Genomic DNA, 19,777 nt, shown 5'->3' with positions numbered 1-19,777 from the left:
TCCTGACTGCACTAGAAGAAAGAGTTCCTGTGAGCACTGATCAAGACTTTGTCGATTACTACGAAACGCTCGAAGCCAGCTGCAATGCGAGTTTTGAAACAATAGAACGCACGTTTCGATTCCTTGCAAAACGCTTTCATCCTGACTGCAGTGAACAGGGAGATCGACTTCGCTTCACCGAAATTGTAGAAGCCTACGAGACGCTGCGCGATCCGGAAAAGCGCGCGGCCTATGATGCGAAATTCGAGTCTTTCAAAAGCGAACAGTCAGAGATCATCCGCGAGGCAGGGCACGCGTCGAGCGATACTGCAGATCGTCATCGTCTACTGACGCTGTTCTACGCACAACGCCGCCGCAATATGAACAGTCCCGGCATTGGAGTTTCAACGCTCGAAGAGATGATGGGGTTGCCAACCGAAGTGCTTGACTTTCACATCTGGTACTTTCGCGAAAAAGGCTGGCTCAACCGCGAGGAAAGCGGCACGTTGTCGATCACTGCCGCTGGCGTCGACAAGATTGAATCCAAAGTCGAAAAAGAAGAAGAGGCGGCTGCGAGAATGCGAATCACGCAATCCAATGAAGCGATCGCTTTGCCTTGATCCTGGTCAAAGCCGTCAGTCGACTTGCTAAAGAGAGGCTGCCGATTTCATATGACGTGGACGTGCCGTTACGGAGTGATGCTTTTAAGAGCTTCACGCTTTAATGGTTTCATCAAATGGTCACTCGAACAGGTTGGAGAGGTATTCCAATCCTTGAGCGCATTGCGACACCGGGTCGGATTCGGCGTCACGATCGATCGTGATATAGCCCGCATAGTTTTTCTGCTCCAGTGTTCCCAGCAGCGCCGCCCAGTCGATGCTTCCGCGGCCAAGTTCAACCTCCACGCCGCGACCGAGCGAAAAATCCCGTACCGCGTCGCGAGCCCGAAAGTTTACGACGTGCTCAGCCAAAATCTCCATCGCGCCCGTCGCGGACTGTTCGGCCAGCACAAAACTGGCGGGATCGAAATCTACGAACAATGATTGCACCGGAAGAAAGTCAATCAGCTCTTTCAGCCGCGATCCGTCCCCCGAATTGGGCGATGTCTTGGCCGCCAGCCACGCTCCGCAGCGTTGCCCATGAAAGCCGATGTCCGCCAGAGCCTCCGTCATGGTTTGCCAGGTTGGAGATTCACGGTCATCCGGGATCGCTCCGACGTCGTTGACGACCACGTTGCAACCGAGTTCATAAGCCATCGTCATCGCGGCCTTGGTGCCTTCGATTTTTTGCTCCAGCAGGTCCAGCGACCCGTACCCTGCCCTGGTCGGAAAATTCACAGCGGAAATCTTCAGGCGATAATCTGCCAGCATCTTGCGCAAATGTCGCACCGCCGTGCGGGTCATGTCGCGAGGTTTAATTTCAGTTCGGCCGTTGACTTCAATCGCGTCGGCGCCGATTTGCGCAGCGGTTTGAAGTGCCTGTCGAAACGGTTGGCGGAGGCATTCAAGCCGCAGGCCTTTTTTGAGTTGCAGCATCAGCAATTTGCTCGAACGTAAAGGAGTGAACCAAAAAGATATCAGCGCTTCGCGTGGAAATCGATCGGACCTACAATCCGGCGATGAACGCCCGCAATCCGCACAATTTACCTCCAGCACCCCCAATCCCTTCGCGGCCATCGCAAGCCGAGGAAACGCAGGAATTCGGTCGCGGCAGCAACTTCATCAGCCTGGCACTGTACCAAATCGCGCTCCGTGTTGGCTGGATCTTCAAAACCGAGAGCGTCATCATGCCGGCGTTTCTGGACATCATCGGCGGAAGCGGCTGGTTGCGAGGCTGTTTGCCGATGCTGAACCGGTTCGGACAAAGCATCCCTCCGCTGCTGCTGTCACAGCGGATCACGAACCTGCCCAACAAGAAATATGCTCTCGCCGCGACCACGTTCTGCATGGGTGCGTCCTTTATGGCACTCTCGTTGATCTGGTACCAAACTCAGGGCGATTTCTACGCGTTGCCGTTTGTGTTTTTGATCATCTACACGTTCTTCTTTTTGATGACCGGCGTGTCGCAATTGTTGCTCAATACGCTAATCGGCAAACTGGTTGGGACTTCGGTTCGCGGACGCCTCGCAGCAGCAGGCAGCACGGTCGGCGGACTGATCGCGATCTTCTGTGCCTGGTATTTTTTGCGGACCTGGATGAGTGCGGACACGGGAAAGTTTGAGTACGTGTTTGGGTTCACCGGAATCGCGTTCTTTATCGCCAGCCTGACTGCGTTGGTGCTGGTGGAAGACAAAGACACGGAATCGGAGACCGTCAAAAATTCGATGCACATGATCAAGTCATCGTTGAAGTTGGTCGTCCACGACGCGAACTTTCGTCGTTTGATGATCGTTGCCGGAATGTTTGGCATGTGCGTGGTGCTGACGCCGCACTATCAGACGCTGGCACGCGAACGCCTGGAAGTCAGTTTTCGCTCGCTGATTCCGTGGGTCATTGCGCAGCATATCGGCGTGTCGCTGATCACGTTACCGATGGGTTGGCTGGCGGATCGGTTCGGCAACCGGATTGTGTTGCAGATTCTGATGTTCCTGTTGTCCGTCACGCCGGTACTCGGTTTAGTCCTCAGTTGGTCAGGAGACTTTGGCCGAATGATGTATCCGTTCGTGTTCTTTCTGTTGGGGCTAACGCCGATCGTGGCTCGGTTCCTGACGAATTACACGCTCGAAGTGACCGATCGGGCGAAACATCCGCTGTACCTCAGCACACTGGGGCTGTTCATTTCGATTCCGGTGTTTGCCACGTCGCTGATTTTTGGGGCTTTGGTCGATATCGTCGGATTCGAGGCCGTGTTTTTAACCGTGGTCGTGTTTTTGTTGATCGGCTTGGCGGTCAGTTTTCGGCTTGATGAGCCACGAAAACAGGCGTCCAACGGCTCGCATGCATGATTCTTGTCGCTGCGATTTCTCTTGACATTGATTAGCACCGTTGCGGACAATAGACAATCCACGTCCAGGTCAGATGACCAGTTATTGAAAGTAAAATCATGTACCAGAAAATGCTCTCTTTTGCCGCTTTGGCAGCCCTCCTGTTTACCGGTTTTGTTCAGGCTCAGGAATTACCGGAAGACGCCAAGTGCATCGTTGCCGGCAAGCCCGCCAAAGCAGAGGCGGCAGCGGATTATCGTGGCGGCAAAGTCTTTTTGTGCTGTGATCATTGCGTGGAAACGTTCAATAAGGACTCAAGCAAGTTCGCCGTTCTCGCGAATCATCAGTTGGTTCAAACTGGCCAGTTCAATCAGACAGCCTGCCCCGTTTCTGGTGGCGACATCAGCGAAGAGCAATCGTGCAAAGTCGGCGGCACGGAAGTGTTTTTCTGTTGCGGCAAGTGCAAGGCAAAGGTCGAAACAGCCGCCACTGAGGAAGAAAAACGTGAGCTTGTTTTCGCGAACGAAACGTTTGAGAAGTCTTTCGAAAAGAAGCCTTCGTACGACCTGAAGGATGTGAAGTGTTTCATGATGCCAAAGAAGGGCGTCAAGGAAGACAAAGTTGTCGAGCACCGCAAAGGCAAGGTTTTCTTTTGCTGCCCTGGTTGCGTGAAGAAGTGGAACGAGGAGCCGGCAAAGTATGAGTCGATGGCAAATCATCAGCTTGTTAAAACTGGCCAGTTCAAGCAAACGGCCTGCCCAATTTCTGGCGGCGACATTGATGAAGAGCAATCCGTTGAGATCGACGGCGTCAAAGTTGCGTTCTGCTGCCAGAACTGCAAAGGCAAAGTCGAGTCGGCATCCACCGACGAAGCAAAACGCGAACTTGTTTTCGGATCAAAGCTGTTCGAAAAAGGCTTCGCGAAAAAGTAGAAATGCTGTCATTCGTCGCACGGTGATTTCACTGTGCGTTGCATCAAAACGCCAGGCTCGCACGGTAAGGATCGCCGTGCCAGTCGCGTTTTGTTCTGTAATCCGAAGATGAAAATCATCGTGATGCGGCTTACACACATCTCTCGATATGACATCAAAACTCGCGTTCCTGCTTCTGGCCAATCCGGTCATACTCCGTGCTTCAAGGACGAACACAACGGACAACCATGCGAATCTTTTTTTCAGTCGGCGAACCAAGCGGCGACCTCCACGGGTCGAACCTGATTCGCCACCTGCGTGACGCCAATCCTGACTTCGAATTCGTCGGCTTTGGCGGACCAAAAATGAAAGCTGCCGGCTGCGAGCTGATCTACGATCTGACGCAGATGGCCGTCATGTTTCTCAGCAAAGTCATCGCCAACTTGCGGTTCTTTTTTGGGCTCGTCGATCAGGCAGACGACTACTTCGCGAACAACAAAGTCGACGCTGTCGTGCTGATCGACTATCCGGGCTTCAACTGGCACATCGCCAAAAAAGCCAAAGCTCGCGGCATCCCGGTTTACTACTACGGCGTGCCGCAGGTTTGGGCTTGGGCGCCATGGCGAGTCCGGAAGATCCGCAAGTATGTCGACCACGTGCTCTGCAAGTTGCCGTTTGAGAAGAAATGGTTCGAAGACCGTAAATGCAAAGCCACCTATGTTGGCCATCCGTACTTTGATCAACTGCAATCGCAGTCCTGGGATTTGCAGTTTCTCAAAGAGGCCGGCACGGAACTGATGCTGGGCAAGAAGAAACTGGTTTTGTTGCTGCCCGGATCACGCGACCAGGAAGTTGAAAACAACTTGCCGATTCTGATCGAAGCCGCTGATCGAATCGCGGTCCAGCAACCGGATACTTCGTTCGCGATCGCCTGCTACAAAGACGAACATCTCGCAGCCGCCCAGACGATGCTGGATCAGCGCGACGACGCCTCGGCGAACATCAAACTGTACTCCGATCGCACGCCGGAGTTGATGAAGGCCGCGACGGTTTGCATGGCCTGCAGCGGATCGGTCTCGCTGGAGCTGCTCTATCACCGCAAGCCGACCGTGATCGTGTACAAGCTGAAATGGATGTATATGGTCGCCCAATCGATCCTGATGCGGACTCAATTTATTACGTTGACCAACCTGATGGCCACCGATGACATCCGAAAACGGACTTGGGCGCCGTCGAATCCGGACGTTGATCAAGTGGTGATGCCCGAGTACATGACAACGGGCTCCCCGGCCGATCGAATGGCTAACAATGTTGTCAACTGGCTCTCAAATCCTGAGTCAATGGATGAGAATGTGCAGCAGCTGGAAAGTCTCGCGCGACAATACGCGAAACCCGGCGCGACCAAACGTGCTGCGGAATATCTCCTTGAGACTTTGGGTGTGCAAAGCGTTCCAATCGTTCAAGATACCTTGGCGGAAACCGTGCCGCGCGATGCCGCCTAAAGCGGTTGCCTGGAGTGAAATGAGCCGATTACGTTGGTGGATTGGCCGTTCGTGAACGCTCGAATCGTGTAGCCTTGTAGTGGAATGCTAACCCGAGCGCGACGGCCATCCGGCAATTTTGGTCGCCGTCGATACCTGTGTTCAGGTGCCAGATTCGGAAATTCCTCAACGACCAGGATATACTGAGCTTATGAGCAAAAACTTCTGCAATCGGACGCGGCGTGAATTTCTCTGGCAAGCCGGAGGCGGCTTTACCGGTTTGGCGATGGCTGGAATGCTGGATCAGAAATTCCTGGCAGCACAAACTCAAAAAGCCGACGGAGTCACCGACTGGGAGAATCCGCTTCGCGCGAAAGAGCCACACTTCGCGGCCAAGGCCAAGTCCGTCATCTTTCTGTACATGTACGGCGGGCCGAGTCACATCGATACGTTCGACTACAAGCCAAACATGTACGGGATGGATAACAAAACGATCGACGTGAAAACGTTTGGTCGTGGCGGACATAAAAACAAAGGCCGCATCGTCGAACCGCGTTGGAAGTTCAAGCAGTACGGCGAGTGCGGAAAATACGTTTCCGATCTGTTCCCGAATCTTGGTCAGCACGTCGATGATCTGGCTTTCGTGCACTCCATGGTTGCCGATTCGCCGATTCACGGCTCGGCTATGCTGCAGATGAACACCGGAAAGATTCAATCCGGAAGTCCGTGTCTCGGTTCGTGGGTGAACTACGGACTCGGAACGGTCAACGAAGATCTACCGGGCTTTGTTGTGATGCTCGACCACAACGGCGGACCAATCAGCGGGCCCAAGAACTGGCAGAGCGGCTACATGCCGGCTACCTATCAGGGCGTTGTCGTTCGTAGCAAAGGAGCTCCGATTCTCGACCTCAATCGTCCGGCTCACATCAGCGATGAAGTCCAGCGAAAAATGCTCGACACGCTTCGCAAGTACAACGAGGACCACGCGGCAACGAACCCGGGCAATTCTGAACTTGCAGCGCGAATCGCCAGCTACGAGTTGGCCTATCGTATGCAATCGACTGCTCCGGAAGCCGTCGACATCAATGACGAAACCGAAGACACGCACAAGCTTTACGGACTCGACGACAAGAAAACAGAATACTTCGGCCGTCAGTGTTTAATGGCTCGTCGTCTGGTCGAACGCGGCGTCCGTTACATTCAAATCTACAGCGGCGGTGCTCATAATGACCACAACTGGGACGCTCACGGCGACCTCGTAAAGAACCACACGCTGCACGCCGGAGCCACGGATAAACCGATTGCAGGTTTGCTGACGGATTTGAAACAACGCGGCATGTTGGAAGACACGTTGATCGTTTGGGGTGGCGAATTTGGTCGACAACCGACAGCGGAATACGCAAAAGGGACAGGCCGCGACCACAATGCTTACGGATTCACCATGTGGCTGGCCGGTGGCGGCGTCAAAGGCGGCGTGAGCTTCGGGAAGACCGACGAACTTGGTGCCAGAGCGGTAGAAAAGCGAATGCATGTGAAGCGGATTCACGCCACGATTCTGAATCAGCTCGGTTTGGACCCGAATCGATTGAGCTACTTTTATGGTGGACTCGACCAGCGGTTGGTCGGTGTCGAAGGCGCCAAACCGATCGCTGAACTGATTGCATAACCGCGTGCAGCCTGCGAGATCTTGCCCCGACACACCATGTGAAATTTCATTTGGACATTGCCGAAGGACAGTGAAATCGCATCCCGAAGCTGTAGCGAAGAGCCTACAGCTACCTCGCTTGCCAGTTTGATGTACTCGTCATTCAGTCGTTTAACGGCAAGCCGCAGGCGACGGTGCGAATCTGGCTGCGGCACCGTCGCCTGCGGCTTGCCGTTAAACTACAAAAGGTGGACTCTCACGTTCCCACCCCTGGCTATGCCAATTCCTTTCCTTAAAAAGCCGTTCTTTTGCGAACCTTCGGGTTCAATAGCTGTCTCATCTCTATCTATTTGCGAGTGAGGCAAATAAACTCACAGCATGAATGAAAGACCCAATATCCGGCAAATGGTGCTGGATCTCGTCCTCGACGACAGCTATCAACCGCTCAAATCTCGAGCGATCGCAAAGAAACTTGACCTGCTCGATGATGAGCGGGAAGTCAAACGGGCCATCAAGCGGCTCATCCGGGATGGCGACCTCCGGTTCGGTGACAAGCATCTTGTCATGAAACCGTCCAAGCCGAAAAAGCCCGGCCGTAAACCACGAAAGAAGACAGAAAACATTACAACTGAAACAGGACAGAAGTTTAAACGTAAAGACAACGAAATTGTCGGTACGTTTCGCAAAACTTCAGGCGGATTTGGATTCGTCACACCCGAAGACTCCATTGTTACCGACCGCAGCGAAGACATCTTTGTGCCCCGTTCGCGCACTGGCGACGCAGCACATCTGGACAAAGTCATTGTCCGGATCCCCAAAGAGAAAAAAGAGGATTCGAAAAAGCGCGGCAAGCGCAAGGAATCCGGACGAGGCCCTGCTGGGCGAATCGTTCGCGTCATCGAACGCTACACGCATCGCTTTGTTGGCACGTACCAGGAAAACGAAGACTACGGCATCGTCGTTGTCGACAGTGCAACGTTCGAGCACGGAATTCTTGTCGGCGACGCCGGCGCGAAAGCCTGCAAGGTCGGTGACAAAGTCGTCATCGAGATGGCAAACTTTCCTTCGGCCCATTCGCCAGGTGAAGGCGTCATCGTGGAAGTGCTTGGCGACCGAGGCCAACCTGGCGTCGACACCCGCATGGTGATCGCCGAATACGGCTTGCCGGAAGAATTTCCCGAAGCCGTACTCGAAGACGCGCGGCGGCAAGCCGAAGCTTTTGACGAAACCATCGGCGAAGATCGAACCGACTTCACCGGCAAGACCGTCATCACGATCGACCCCAAAACGGCTCGTGACTTTGACGACGCGATCTCGCTCGAACAGATTGAGAACGGCCATTGGCAACTTGGTGTGCACATCGCTGACGTGTCGCACTTCGTTCCCTTTCGCAGTGCCCTCGACGCCGAAGCTTACGCCCGATCAACGAGCGTTTATCTTCCGGATAAAGTCATTCCGATGCTTCCGGAAATTATCTCCAACAACCTGGCGTCACTGCAACCGGATCGAATTCGCTACTGCATGACGGCGTTGATTGAGTTCACCGATGAAGGTGTTCCGATCGGAACGGAACTGCACCGCGGGGCTATCAAAAGTGCTCATCGATTCAACTATGAAGAAATCGACGAGTACCTCGAAGACGATCAGCCCTGGAAAGACGAGCTTACGCCAGAAGTCTTCGGCCTCGTTCGCAACATGCACACGTTGGCGATGAAGCTGCGGAAACGTCGGATGGACCGCGGGGCGATTAACCTCGTGCTGCCCGAAGTCCGGATCGATCTTGATGATGACGGAAAAGTCAGCGGAGCTCACACCGAAGAGAATACCGAGAGCCATCAGGTGATCGAAGAGTTCATGCTGGCGGCCAACGAAGCGGTGGCTCAGCGGATCGAAGATGAGAAGCTGTTTTTGATTCGCCGGATCCATGAATCGCCAACGGAAAAGAAACTGCAGGAGCTAACGAAATTCGTGCAGTCGCTGGGGATCGATTGTGGCAACCTGAAAGACCGTTTCGAACTCAAACGCGTGGTTGAAGAATCGGAGTCGATGCAGGAACAGCACGCAATTCACTTCGCCGTTTTGCGGACGATGCAGAAAGCCGTCTACAGCCCTGAGGAGATCGGGCACTACGCTCTGGCCAGCCCGGCTTATTGTCACTTCACATCGCCAATTCGCCGCTATCCCGATTTGGTCATTCACCGCATGGTCGGTGATCTGGTCGACGGCAAGAAACCGAAAAGCAATTTCGATTCGCTGGCGGCGTTGGGTAAGCACTGCAGTCATCTGGAGAAACGCGCGGCCGATGCAGAACGTGAGCTCAAGAAACTGAAACTGCTCAGCTTCATGAGCGAAAAAATTGGCGATAAATTGACCGGGGTCATCACTGGTGTGGAGCAGTTCGGCCTGTTCGTGCAAGGAATCGAGATTCCGGCCGAAGGTTTGATTCCGATCGAGTCACTGCCCGGAGACAACTACACTTACGAACGTCGCTCCCGTACGCTCAGCGGTGCTCGTGAGAAAAACCAGTTTCGACTTGGTGACCAGATCGAAGTCGAAGTCGCCGTGGTTGATCTGGACAAACGTTTGCTCGAATACCGAATTGTCGGCGTCAAGCCCGGTCGTAGCCGTTCGACTCAGCGAGGTGGTGGTCGGACGAAGGACAAAAGTCAGGACCGGAAGCTTTCCAGTCGCAAACCGGTCAGGGATGAAGGCTTTGAAGAAAGGCCGTCCAAAGAACGACCATCCAGAGAAAAACGCGGTGACGCGAAACCGGTTCGCGAGAAGTCTTCGGCTCGAGACAAAACAAACTCTGAGCGATCGAAATCAAAGGACAAAACAAAAGCGGGGGCCAAGCCGAAGCGAAATCGATCGCGGAGCAAGGACCGGGATGATTTCGAGGATTTCGTTTGGGAGGAAGTCCGCAAGAGCGGAAAGACTCGCAAGCAACGCGAAGCGGAAAAGGCGAAGAAGTTTAAATCGTCCAAGGTAACCAAGTCGAAGAAGAGCAAGAAGGTTCAGGCTCAGAAAAAGAAATCGACCGAAGCGGCGAAGAAGGCTGCTCGCAAAAAGAAGGTTGCTGCTGCCAAGGCAAAGCAAAAGAAAAAAGGTAAGCAGCGGAAGAAGTAGGAATCGGTCCAAGTCCACGGGAAGATTGGTTCCCTGGCAAAGATTTCTTCCGGCGGCGTGAGCGGCTTAAGCTTGCGCCCGTGCCGAATCTCTTGCTTTTAGCCACTCTTCGAACCAGGGGGCAATCGCCAGATCGTTCAGGTCCAGCAAGGCGTGAAGCAGGATCGTGATCCAAATGCTGCCGGTCGCCAGATAGACCCAATACAGGATGGCTCCGATAAATGTCGTTGCAATAACGCCCAGCCAGCCTTGGTAGAAGTGGGCCAGGCCAAATAGCAACGTCGAAACGACGATCGCAATCCACGCGCTGCCACTGACAATCAACAGCAGCATCGGTATCGCTACGCGAAAACAAAGCTCTTCACTTAAGCCGGCGTTGATGGACAGGATCGCCGTCCAGAATCGCTCGCTGGCATTCCTCGGCATCAGCGGCAGAATGTCCCGGCCAACGTCGCTTTGCGGATCTTCATTGGCGCTGTTCGTGCTGTTCGACGGATTCCTGTTTGCCAGCCAGACACGAAGCAGGCTGCCTGTCGTTGGCAACACAAACAGGACTGGCAGCGCCATCGTCTTCAGCCCGTCCATGAATCCGCCGAACATTCGTCCAAGCCTGGAGGAGTCTTCAAAGGCAAGTGTGGGCAGCAGGTTTTGGAAAGCTTGCGGCATCGAAATCAATGTTGCAAGCTGCCCCGTCAACGCAAGGATTGCGATTGAAGCCACGCCATGAAGCAAAAATGATCTCACGACCCAAACGCGAAAGTACCGTTGTCGCTCGCGCGTTGATTCCTGTTTTTTGAACAGCGCATACTCTTTCGAATCTCGCACGACGTAAAACGCGTTGGCGAGTAGAAACAGTGGAAGGATAACGTATGCGAATGATTCGATAGGAATTCTCTGATAGGAACGAGTGGTCGCTGTGCAATCAATTCAAAAAGCTATCGTTTAATGTGATTCTTCAAACTGAATCCCGAAACAATATTTTTGAAATTTCCTTGCATCCTGTCTACGGATTCAATCCAATGATGTCAGGAATTGTTTTTGTCCGGGGAAGGACCCATGATTCATTATTCTTGCGACCGATGCAACAAGGCGATCAACGCAGAGGAAGAAATTCGCTACGTGGTCAGGATTGACGTTCAGCTTGCGATCGGAGATCGGGACAACGATCAGATCGACGAAGCGAGCCTCGCCGAACTTGAAGAGATGCTTGACGAGATCGACGCTCCGTCTGATGAGTTTACTGAACTCGCCAACGCCAAGACGTTTGACTTGTGCAGCCAGTGCTACAGCGAATACATCGACAACCCGCTGGCGATCGAAACGATTGGGCTGGGGTTCAGCAAAAATTGAACGTCGCCGTGCGATGCCGGGAAACGAGTAAGAAGGCATAAGCAGAGAGTCAGCTTTTGCATGCATCGCTGCGGCAGAATAGCCAATGGCAGAAATCGCTCATTGCAGATCGTGCTCACATTGCAGTCGTCCGACTAACGAACGCCGTACAGAATATCGCCGCGACGCATCACCAGCGTGTCTCCGGCAATCGCTGCCGCGTACAAAACGGCTCCTGATCCCGGACCTGATTCGGCCTCTTTTTTGTCGTTTTCTTTCGGTGCATCTGGTTTCCAGAGCGTGTTCTCTGCGACAACCTTCAGTTTCTCATTCGGCTCGACGATCGAAGTCACACCGTTTTTTCCGAAGAAGTAGATTCCGCTTTTCGTGGCCAGCGGAGTCGCCCAAATCTGGCCGGCGCCAAGTCGGGCGGTGAAGACTTTGTCGCCGGTTTGCAGGTCGTGGCAGTTCACGATGCCCGTGCGGTTCACGAACCAGGCTTTGCCGTCGAAAGCAAACGGCGAACCGAAAGAGCAACTGGCTTTCTCCGCGACCCAATCCCATTTCGCAGCGTAGACCCCGTTGTGGCTGGTGATCGAAATCACGCCGCAGGACGGAATTGTTTCTTTGCCGCCGCGGCTTCCACTGGCTCCCATCAGAAACTTGCCGTCGCCAACGGGGACTGGAGTCGAAGACGAATTCGAAGCGACTTTGTCAAATTCCCAAAGCCGATCTCCGGTGGATGGATCGACGCCGACAATCAAACCGATGGAGCTGAGGATTAGCTGGGGCTTGCCGTCGACGGTCATCAAACGAGGACTGCTCCAGGAAGTGTTGCCCAACCCGGGCTTCTTCCAAGCCGTTTCGCCGTTGTTTTTTTTGATCGACATCACGTACGGCGACTCCGCACGTTCACACCAGAGGTAAACATGTTCGTCATCCTGTTCGAGTGACGCGGACAATCCGTGGCGTGCTTTGTGTTCGCCGAACTCGGCTTTGAGATCGCGTTTCCAGCGAAGTTCTCCAGCGTGATCCAGAGCAAACAGGTTGCCGCCTTCGAAAAACGCGATCACGCCATCGGCATCAGCGACCGGCGTTGGTGCCGCGCGGCTGACCATGACTGTGTTTTCCTCCGGAGAGCTGTTCTCGTGATTGAAGATCCATTTGCGTTGACCGTCGGTCAGCGAGATGGCTTCGATGTTTAGTGTTTCCTTGTTCGGGCCAGTGACCGAAGTCAGGTAGGCAACGTCGTCAGCGATCACGGGCGAAGACTGACCGTAACCAGCGAGTTTCGTATGCCATGCGATGCCTTTTTCCGGACTCCACTCGGTCGGCACCATCCAGTTTTCACTTTGCAGCGATCCGCCGTTTTGGAATGAATTCCAATGCTGGGCCGTTGCCGTTTTGGCGAAGATCAGAGCGAGCGACATTGCAAAGAAGGTGTGGATGGTGGTCGAGATTTTCATGGGATAGTTCTACTTCCGTTTTATGGTTGAGTAAACGTTGAAGGGTGCCCTGCCCTGGCTCGCAAAATCATGTTTGTGCGAGAGTTGAACATGGCACCCATCGATTCAGCGTTGCGAATATTTAGTTTTCAGCGACGACTTCGAAAACTTCGACTTCCATCCGGCTGCCGTCTTCCATATGCGAACCGCCGACGAGTGCGAATTGAGAATCGCCAACGGGCAGCATCTGGTGGAAAAAGCGACCTTCGTCCAACTGGTGAACTCGCTGCCACGCCGTAGCGTCATCGCTCAATCGCAGCACCTGGCCATCGTAAATGCTGATCAGAAAGTTACCGTCGACAGCAACCGCAGAACAGCCGAACGACTTGATGCCGCCGTCGGTCGGAACTTCAGGGCCTTCGCTCCATTGACCGCTGGTCAGATCGTAGAAGTGAACTGCGTTAGTCGTCCCAGCACCTTCCTCGATGCCACCGATGACGATCAGTTTTCCGTCAAACTCGCGAACTGCGAGGGCTCGGGCGCGGAACGGAGCTTCGATTCGGCTCCACTCTCCATCCGGTTTGGAAAGGTCGAACACCAACATGTCTTCGGCCCAAACGGTTTCCTCTTCGCCATTCATCGTCCATCCACCGACGACGTAGATCTTTCCATCAGCGACACAGGCGTCGAACGAAGAACGACCTTCGGGTAGAGAAGGCATCTCATTCCAGGATTGGGTCGCCGGATCGAATTCAAGGACTTCCGAGATGGATTTCAGATCGTGATCTTCGCCTTCGGCGTTACGAGCTTCCAAGCCACCGATGCGGTAGACTTTGCCTTTGTGCCCGACGATCGCCAAACCTTGCAAGCCTAGATTTTCACCGACGGACTTCCATTGCTTGTCGTTGCCAGAAAGGCTCAAGCAGAACACGTCCCGATTTTGGTAAGACTTGGCGTACGAGTGAGCACGTCCGGACTTGCCGCCGATCACGTAAACATTGTTGTCGACCACGGTGGCACCAAAGCTGGTCATGCCACGAGGGAAATCAGCGAATCCAGCGTCAACTTTTTCCAGTGAAACGGGCGCGGCTTCGGTCGCTGGAGTGCTGACCGTGGTGCTTTCGGGCGCGGCAGGCGTGCTGTTAACGTCCAGCACCATCGTGCAGTAGAAACGTTTCTCAGAAAACTTCTTGCCGTCGACTTCTCCGCTCTCTTCGAGAATGTGTTTTCCGCGGACCAGGTATCGCGTAGTTGGAGCCAGCACAACGTTGCCGGTTTCGTCAGTTGTTGTGTCGAGCGAGTCCGTTTCGACGCGAACGAGTGAAATTTCTGCGTTGGGAAGCGGCATGCCTTTGAAGTACGCCGCTACTTTCAGCCCATCGGGCGTGAACTGCGGAACGAGGTCCAGAGCCAGTTTTTTGCTGGGTTTGGCGACAGAATCGCCGGCAGTGTAGCGAACCAGTTTCGCGCTATAGTCCAAATGCATGGACTTGTCACCGCGGCCAAAAACGCCGTAAGGGCAGCTGATGTCGACCGTATTGCCAACGCTATCCAGCGGGACTTCGAACCAGCCGTCATCGCCTTCAACGACTTTCTCGAATTCAATTTCTTTCGTTTCACCGTCAACCGTGGTGAAGGCCTGCATGTCTTTCAGGCCAGCGAGAAACTGGGCCTGATCGGGATCGGTATCTTCACCGAAAACGATTTTGACTTTTCCGTCTTCGGAATAGACATACAAAAAGTGAGCGTGAGCGGATTCCGCCAACGCGAGGCTGGCGAAGAGAGCTGCGGCAATCAACAAGCAGGATCGTTTTAAGATTGTCATGGTTACCCTTTCGGATGTTAACGGCGTTTTGCCGAATTGTATTTGTTTTATTAATTAGTAGTCAGTTGGAATGTCTTTTCGTCGCTGCGGAACGACGACTTCTTTCATGAACTTTGTCCATTGGCGTTCACCTTTGAGCTTTGGATTGCTCTCGCGTAGCCATTCCAGAGTTTCAAGTTCATATTTCTGTCCAATGTCGAGCTCGGTCCAGACTTCGACCGTCAAAGGCTCGTCGGGGTCGATGGTGGCAGTTTGCGGCTGTGGACTGCAGCCAGCGGCAATCGTCAATGTCGTGATCGCCAACACCGTAATCAGGTATCTCATTGGGCGTCTCCAGAACATGGACGCAGCGTCGCCGCGTCCATGAATTTGAACAGGTTGACAGTGAACCGTTAGAACTGATCCACGACTTCACCACCCGCACGAGTCGCGAGGCTGTCGTAGGTTTCCTGAACGATTCCATCCGACAAAAACGCAACCGAGCCATCGCAGCGGCCGAAGCTCGCACCACCAGGGTGCTCGCTGCGGAACGCTCCGTAAACGGCGTTCGTGTTGTCATGTTTGTTGAACGGATGATAGGTCGTTCCCCATGAGTAACCGATGTAGCCGTAAGCCCAAACGGCTCCGTATTCGGTCGACGGCACACCGCGAGGCATGAAGTCAGTTTCGCCGATCATGAAAGTGTTCGACGAGCCATCGGATAGAGTGCTCATCGTAGTTTCAACACGGTAGTTCGGGCTTGACGTGTTGTTTTCGTCGTTGCGAGTCGGGATGATCGCGCCATCGTAAACTGGCTCCGAGATTCCGTAATATATCGCATAGTGCAGCAGCGCGGTGTCCATCGTGCCGGCAGAAAACAGATAGCTGCTGGGAGCCCGGTTGTCCACGAGTTCGCCGTTGGGCTCCGTCATTGACGGACAGGTGTAGGCCGCGATTTTCATTTGAGTCAGCATGGCGTTGGTGAAACCGTCTCCATCGTCGTCGTTGTTGCTGTCCCGAGGCTCATTTTTGTTCCAGCGACTGGCGATGTCGTCCCTTTCCAGAAACGGCATAATCTGGATAAATCCAGTGGACCAGGTATCGCTATCATCGCCTGGCATTCGGTCCTGCGTTGCAAACGGAAGCTCCATGTGGGCGCTTTCGAAGTTCAGCGTCGCCAGTGAGATCTGGCGCATGTTGTTCATGCAAGATGTTCTGCGAGCTGCTTCACGAACTTGCTGCACGGCAGGCAACAACATTCCGATCAGAATACCGATGATCGCAATCACGACCAACAGTTCAACAAGCGTAAATGCCTTGCGGCGATTCCATGTAAAATTCATCGTTTTCCTTTCCTGTCAGCCACGTTGGGCTGACTCCACGTAAACCGGATCGAACCGATCGATCCAGGCGACTTCCGTACGTGGCTGGCGTATCCGTCGACGACGGAGCTGGCTTGCTGCGGGAAGAAAGTCAAAGCTAAAACTTGGCGAAAGAATTTGCCTCTCGCTAAAGAATGACCATTTAGAATTCAGTCGCGACGACGACGGACTGCGAATAGCGCGACCAGAATTGAAAGAACGCCTGCGCTTGGCTCGGGCACCGCAGATACGTTGGTGACGTTCAGCGCCGAATCAGTGTTGTAGTAGGTTGCTTTGGCGCCACCAATCACACGGAAACTTCCGATGTCGATACTTGCGTTGAGCGTCGTCGCGCTGTCGACGCCGATCCATTCTGCCCAGTAGAAGTTGTACGGAAATGAAGTCTGTCCGAACGGAACCGAACCGTCTTGACCAAGCGAAATGAACTCGTCAGGCGCGGCGCCGCCAAGTTCAAATGCGGACGCGTCGAGAGTTGTCTGGGTGGTTGCGAATTGCAGCACAACGCTGGTGAAAGCTTCGCTCGAATCGAGCCCCGTCAGAGTGAAATCAAACGTTGGGTTCGAGGCATCGTGCGTGTAGATGTCGCCGGTTTCTGTGACTCCGCCAGGCGGCATTGTTGGTGCTCCACCGCCGATCACAAGTTCCGCAGTTCCGATGCCCGAAGCAAATTGGGACTGGTGCGTGTCAGACCACGCGCCGGAGAACACATCCCAGCCAAAATCGCCGTCGGAGGCTTCGGCGGAACCCGCGAAATAGCCGATTTCGTCGGCGAAAGCTGAGCTTGAAAGAACAGATACGGACAAAACAAAAATCGCGGCGGCGCGCATACATACAGACATGTTGGAAACTCCTGGAGATACCACGGATTAACACTGAACGAATTCAGCGGATTACCTTGCGTGGCTGGCGAGATACTTCGGCGTTGGCCGAAATGCCCTGGATGCTTGCTGCGAGACGGTAATCTGAAATTTTAAAGAGCGAACAGAATTCCTGTCGCTGTTATCGATTAAAGCTACATCGCTGCCTGGCCGCAACAGCCAATTTCACGAATGTGCCAAAATGTACATGATCCGTTTCAGAGGGTGTTTTAAAATTATTTTTCCAGCCTGTTTAGCATGAATTGAATCATTGCGATTCGTATGACAGTTTCGCTGTTTTGAGTCAGTCTTTCATAGTCCTTTGAGAGCCTTCTGAATTTTCCAAGCCATGCGAAAGTCCGTTCAACGATCCATCGCTTGGGTAAGACAACGAACCCTTCGGCTTCGACCGGACGCTTAACGGTTTGCAAGATGACACGATACCATTGCTTCAGGAACTCCGGCAAATCAGCCCGCCCGTAAATCGAGTCCGCGAAGATGACTCGAAGCCGACGAAACTTCTGTCTGATGTTTTCAAGAACAAGATGTGCACCTTCGTAGTCTTGTAGATCGGCCGAGTGGACAACAACGACCATCACAAGCCCCAACGTATCCACCAGGATGTGACGCTTTCGTCCGGTAATTCGTTTCGCCGCGTCATACCCGCGTAATTCTCCTCCTTCAGCACTGCGAATGCTTTGCGAATCAATGATGGCTGCTGTTGGCGTTGGCTTCCTGCCTTCTTTGCGGCGTACCTTTTCGCGAAGACGATCGTGAATGCGTTGCCATGTCCCATCAATACGCCAAGCTCGATAAACTCCATAAACCGTGTTCCAATTCGGAAAGCAGTCCGGAAGCAACCGCCACTGGCAGCCCGTTCGACACCAATACAATATCGCATCGACAATTTGACGCCGATCGATTCGTTTGCGGCCGCGAAGTTTTGCTGGCGGAATCAGACGACGAAGCAATCGCCATTGATCATCACTGAGACTGCTGGGATACTCAATACTCATCGCTACGGCTCCTTCCGTTTACGGTTTAAATGCAAACGGGGCTGTAGCGATTTTTTCAACTCAGAGCAATTTCAAAACACCTTCTAAGGAAACGTGTATTGGCTTCTGGCTCGAAAACAGCAGTGTAAGCGCGACGCCACTTACTTATTACACGCCATGATGCCTTAAGAGGCATTAACGTCGAAAGCCCGTCCCGCAAACAGGTCGACCGCGTCGCGATCGTTGAGGAAATTATCCTTGTCGATCTGATAAAGCTTCTGACCGGTTGGTGTCGGATACTGACCTGTCAGGCAGGCCTGGCACAAACCGTCTTCCGGAATTCCGATCGCGCGAGAAATCGACTCAATCGGTAAATATCGCAGCGAATCACAACCGAGCTTGGCCGCCATCTCGTCCTGCATCGCTTCGGTAAGTTCTTTTCCCGGCGGGCAAAACTTCGGTGCAAACAGTTGTCTGATCGTCGACATGTCGATCCCGTAATAGCACGGAGCCATGATTGGCGGACAGGCCACGCGAACATGGATCTCCTTCGCACCGCCTTCGTCACGAATCCGCTGCAGCAGCGCCTGCATCGTTGTCGAGCGAACGATCGAGTCCTCAACCAGCACGACTCGCTTGCCTTCCATGACTTCACGGAGGGGCGTGTATTTAATTTTCGCCTTGTGAGCACGTGACTCCTGCGACGACTCAATGAACGTTCGTCCGCTGTAGCGATTTCGGATCAGACCTTCACGCGACGGGATCTTCATGTGGAAAGCCATCGAATCCGCCGCAGCTTTCGACGTATCAGGGACCGGAACGACGATCGTGTCTTCATCGACTTCGAAAAGGTTCCAGCGATCTCGCTCCAGATCCGCAAGCTCGCGGCCAAGTTCCGTCCGTGTCTGATATACGCCGCGATCATCCAGTCGACTGGCGACGTTGGCAAAATAGATCCACTCGAAAAAGCAATGTGCTTGACCGGGATCGTCCGCAAACTGCGTGATCTCGATTTTACCGTCCACGATCGTGATCGCATGCCCGGGCTTGAGCGATTCGATCTCGCTCCGCGAGAAACCAAGATTCACCAACGCCACGCTTTCGCTCGCTGCGGCAAACAGCGGACCTTTGACCGCGTAGCACATCGGCTTGATGCCCAGCGGATCGCGAGCGATCAGCATCTCTCCTTTTGCGTTCAGATACGCCAGCGACCAGGCTCCGTCGAGTCGTCGCGAAACGTTCCGAATCATATCGATCAACGAAATTTGCGAATCCTGCAGCAGCTGCCGTGAAAACTCGTGCATCAAAACTTCCGTATCCGAGTTCCGCACCAGATGCGTGTCGGGTTCGCTAAGAAGTTCCTGGGCCAGTTCGTTGAAGTTGGCCAATTGCCCATTGAAGGCAAATGAAAACCAGCGGCGTTTGTTAAAGTGGTGATTTTCGAACGGCTGAGCATAACTTTTGTCGTCGGCGCCGCAGGTGGCGTAGCGAACATGGCCGATTGCAACCGGGCCGACGTATTCGCTCATCAGGTTTTTGGCTTTGGCTTTATGTGAGAGCCGAAAGACTTCCTGGACGCTGCCGAGATCGCGATACGTGTCGATCAGTTGATGGTTGGTCGCGTTCTCGTTGAACCGCGATATTCCGGCTGAAAGCTGGCCTCGATTCTGCATGTCCAGCAGCATCCGCACGATCAACGAAGAGGTTTGCTGCGGGTCCGATCCGGGGCAAAGTTCGCTGGTTGTTTCGCTTGGCAAATGGTAAATCGCCGCAACGCCACATTCGTGGAAAAGTTCACTCATTGAGATGTCGTCCAGAGGTCAAACAGAGCAGGACTCCCTCCCGCCTCGCCGAAGAATCCGCATCTTAGGTCCGGTTCCGAAATGCCTCAACCGGAAGA

The 19,777-nt window shown here is 53.7% G+C and carries 16 protein-coding genes; 7 read left to right on the top strand and 9 right to left on the bottom strand.

Annotated features, from left to right (window positions below; genetic code table 11):
• Positions 1-29: 29 nt before the first annotated feature.
• Entirely contained in the window at positions 30-599 is a 570-nt protein-coding gene (locus tag MFFC18_RS20000; RefSeq protein ID WP_075084099.1) for a DnaJ domain-containing protein, read from the top strand.
• 120 nt (positions 600-719) lie between these two features.
• Here the strand turns inward: MFFC18_RS20000 and MFFC18_RS19995 are convergent, their stop codons facing one another.
• A complete protein-coding gene (locus MFFC18_RS19995) occupies positions 720-1,514 on the bottom strand; it encodes a sugar phosphate isomerase/epimerase family protein (protein ID WP_075084100.1) in 795 nt (264 codons plus the stop codon).
• 83 nt (positions 1,515-1,597) lie between these two features.
• Here MFFC18_RS19995 and MFFC18_RS19990 point away from each other — a divergent pair, with 83 nt between their 5' ends.
• From MFFC18_RS19990 to rnr, 5 genes are all read left to right on the top strand, one after another.
• Complete coding sequence (locus MFFC18_RS19990) at positions 1,598-2,923, top strand: MFS transporter (RefSeq protein ID WP_148619002.1); 1,326 nt, start codon at positions 1,598-1,600, stop codon at positions 2,921-2,923.
• Positions 2,924-3,021: 98 nt separating this feature from the next.
• Positions 3,022-3,834, top strand: a complete 813-nt coding sequence (locus MFFC18_RS19985) for a hypothetical protein (protein ID WP_075084102.1) — start codon at positions 3,022-3,024, stop codon at positions 3,832-3,834.
• Between the two features lie 227 nt (positions 3,835-4,061).
• Positions 4,062-5,315, top strand: coding sequence for a lipid-A-disaccharide synthase (lpxB, locus tag MFFC18_RS19980; RefSeq protein WP_075084103.1), 1,254 nt, complete (start codon positions 4,062-4,064; stop codon positions 5,313-5,315).
• 190 nt (positions 5,316-5,505) lie between these two features.
• The gene (locus tag MFFC18_RS19975) at positions 5,506-6,960 is read left to right on the top strand and encodes a DUF1501 domain-containing protein (RefSeq protein ID WP_075084104.1); all 1,455 of its coding nucleotides are present in this window, start codon (positions 5,506-5,508) and stop codon (positions 6,958-6,960) included.
• A gap of 357 nt (positions 6,961-7,317) precedes the next feature.
• Positions 7,318-10,065, top strand: a complete 2,748-nt coding sequence (gene rnr, locus MFFC18_RS19970) for a ribonuclease R (RefSeq protein ID WP_075084105.1) — start codon at positions 7,318-7,320, stop codon at positions 10,063-10,065.
• A 66-nt stretch (positions 10,066-10,131) separates the two neighbouring features.
• Here rnr and MFFC18_RS19965 read toward each other — a convergent pair whose 3' ends face one another.
• Positions 10,132-10,890 (bottom strand): CPBP family intramembrane glutamic endopeptidase, encoded by a 759-nt coding sequence (locus MFFC18_RS19965; RefSeq protein WP_075084106.1) that lies wholly within the window; start codon positions 10,888-10,890, stop codon positions 10,132-10,134.
• A 231-nt stretch (positions 10,891-11,121) separates the two neighbouring features.
• Here MFFC18_RS19965 and MFFC18_RS19960 point away from each other — a divergent pair, with 231 nt between their 5' ends.
• Positions 11,122-11,415 carry a hypothetical protein gene (locus MFFC18_RS19960; protein WP_075084107.1) on the top strand — a complete coding sequence of 98 codons (294 nt, stop codon included), beginning with the start codon at positions 11,122-11,124 and terminating at the stop codon, positions 11,413-11,415.
• Positions 11,416-11,549: 134 nt separating this feature from the next.
• On the opposite strand, the gene MFFC18_RS19955 is transcribed toward MFFC18_RS19960, so the two are convergent.
• From MFFC18_RS19955 to MFFC18_RS19925, 7 genes are all read right to left on the bottom strand, one after another.
• Positions 11,550-12,860, bottom strand: coding sequence for an outer membrane protein assembly factor BamB family protein (locus MFFC18_RS19955; protein ID WP_084417035.1), 1,311 nt, complete (start codon positions 12,858-12,860; stop codon positions 11,550-11,552).
• Positions 12,861-12,981: 121 nt separating this feature from the next.
• The gene (locus MFFC18_RS19950; RefSeq protein WP_075084108.1) at positions 12,982-14,664 is read right to left on the bottom strand and encodes a Kelch repeat-containing protein; all 1,683 of its coding nucleotides are present in this window, start codon (positions 14,662-14,664) and stop codon (positions 12,982-12,984) included.
• Positions 14,665-14,718: 54 nt separating this feature from the next.
• Positions 14,719-14,988 (bottom strand): hypothetical protein, encoded by a 270-nt coding sequence (locus tag MFFC18_RS19945; protein ID WP_075084109.1) that lies wholly within the window; start codon positions 14,986-14,988, stop codon positions 14,719-14,721.
• A gap of 68 nt (positions 14,989-15,056) precedes the next feature.
• The gene (locus tag MFFC18_RS19940; RefSeq protein WP_075084110.1) at positions 15,057-15,986 is read right to left on the bottom strand and encodes a DUF1559 family PulG-like putative transporter; all 930 of its coding nucleotides are present in this window, start codon (positions 15,984-15,986) and stop codon (positions 15,057-15,059) included.
• A 188-nt stretch (positions 15,987-16,174) separates the two neighbouring features.
• On the bottom strand, positions 16,175-16,864 hold the full coding sequence (locus tag MFFC18_RS19935) for a PEP-CTERM sorting domain-containing protein (protein WP_148619001.1): 690 nt from the start codon (positions 16,862-16,864) through the stop codon (positions 16,175-16,177).
• A gap of 254 nt (positions 16,865-17,118) precedes the next feature.
• The gene (locus MFFC18_RS19930; protein ID WP_068267841.1) at positions 17,119-17,898 is read right to left on the bottom strand and encodes an IS5 family transposase; all 780 of its coding nucleotides are present in this window, start codon (positions 17,896-17,898) and stop codon (positions 17,119-17,121) included.
• A gap of 164 nt (positions 17,899-18,062) precedes the next feature.
• Positions 18,063-19,679: an amidophosphoribosyltransferase gene (locus MFFC18_RS19925; RefSeq protein ID WP_075083576.1), complete on the bottom strand. Its 1,617-nt coding sequence runs from the start codon at positions 19,677-19,679 to the stop codon at positions 18,063-18,065.
• Between the last annotated feature and the right edge of the window lie 98 nt (positions 19,680-19,777).

It is taken from the genome of Mariniblastus fucicola (assembly GCF_008087665.1).
Classification (GTDB): Bacteria; Planctomycetota; Planctomycetia; order Pirellulales; family Pirellulaceae; genus Mariniblastus; species Mariniblastus fucicola.
The sequence above is the reverse complement of the archived record's forward strand: the minus strand, read 5'-3'. Positions and strand labels throughout refer to the sequence as shown.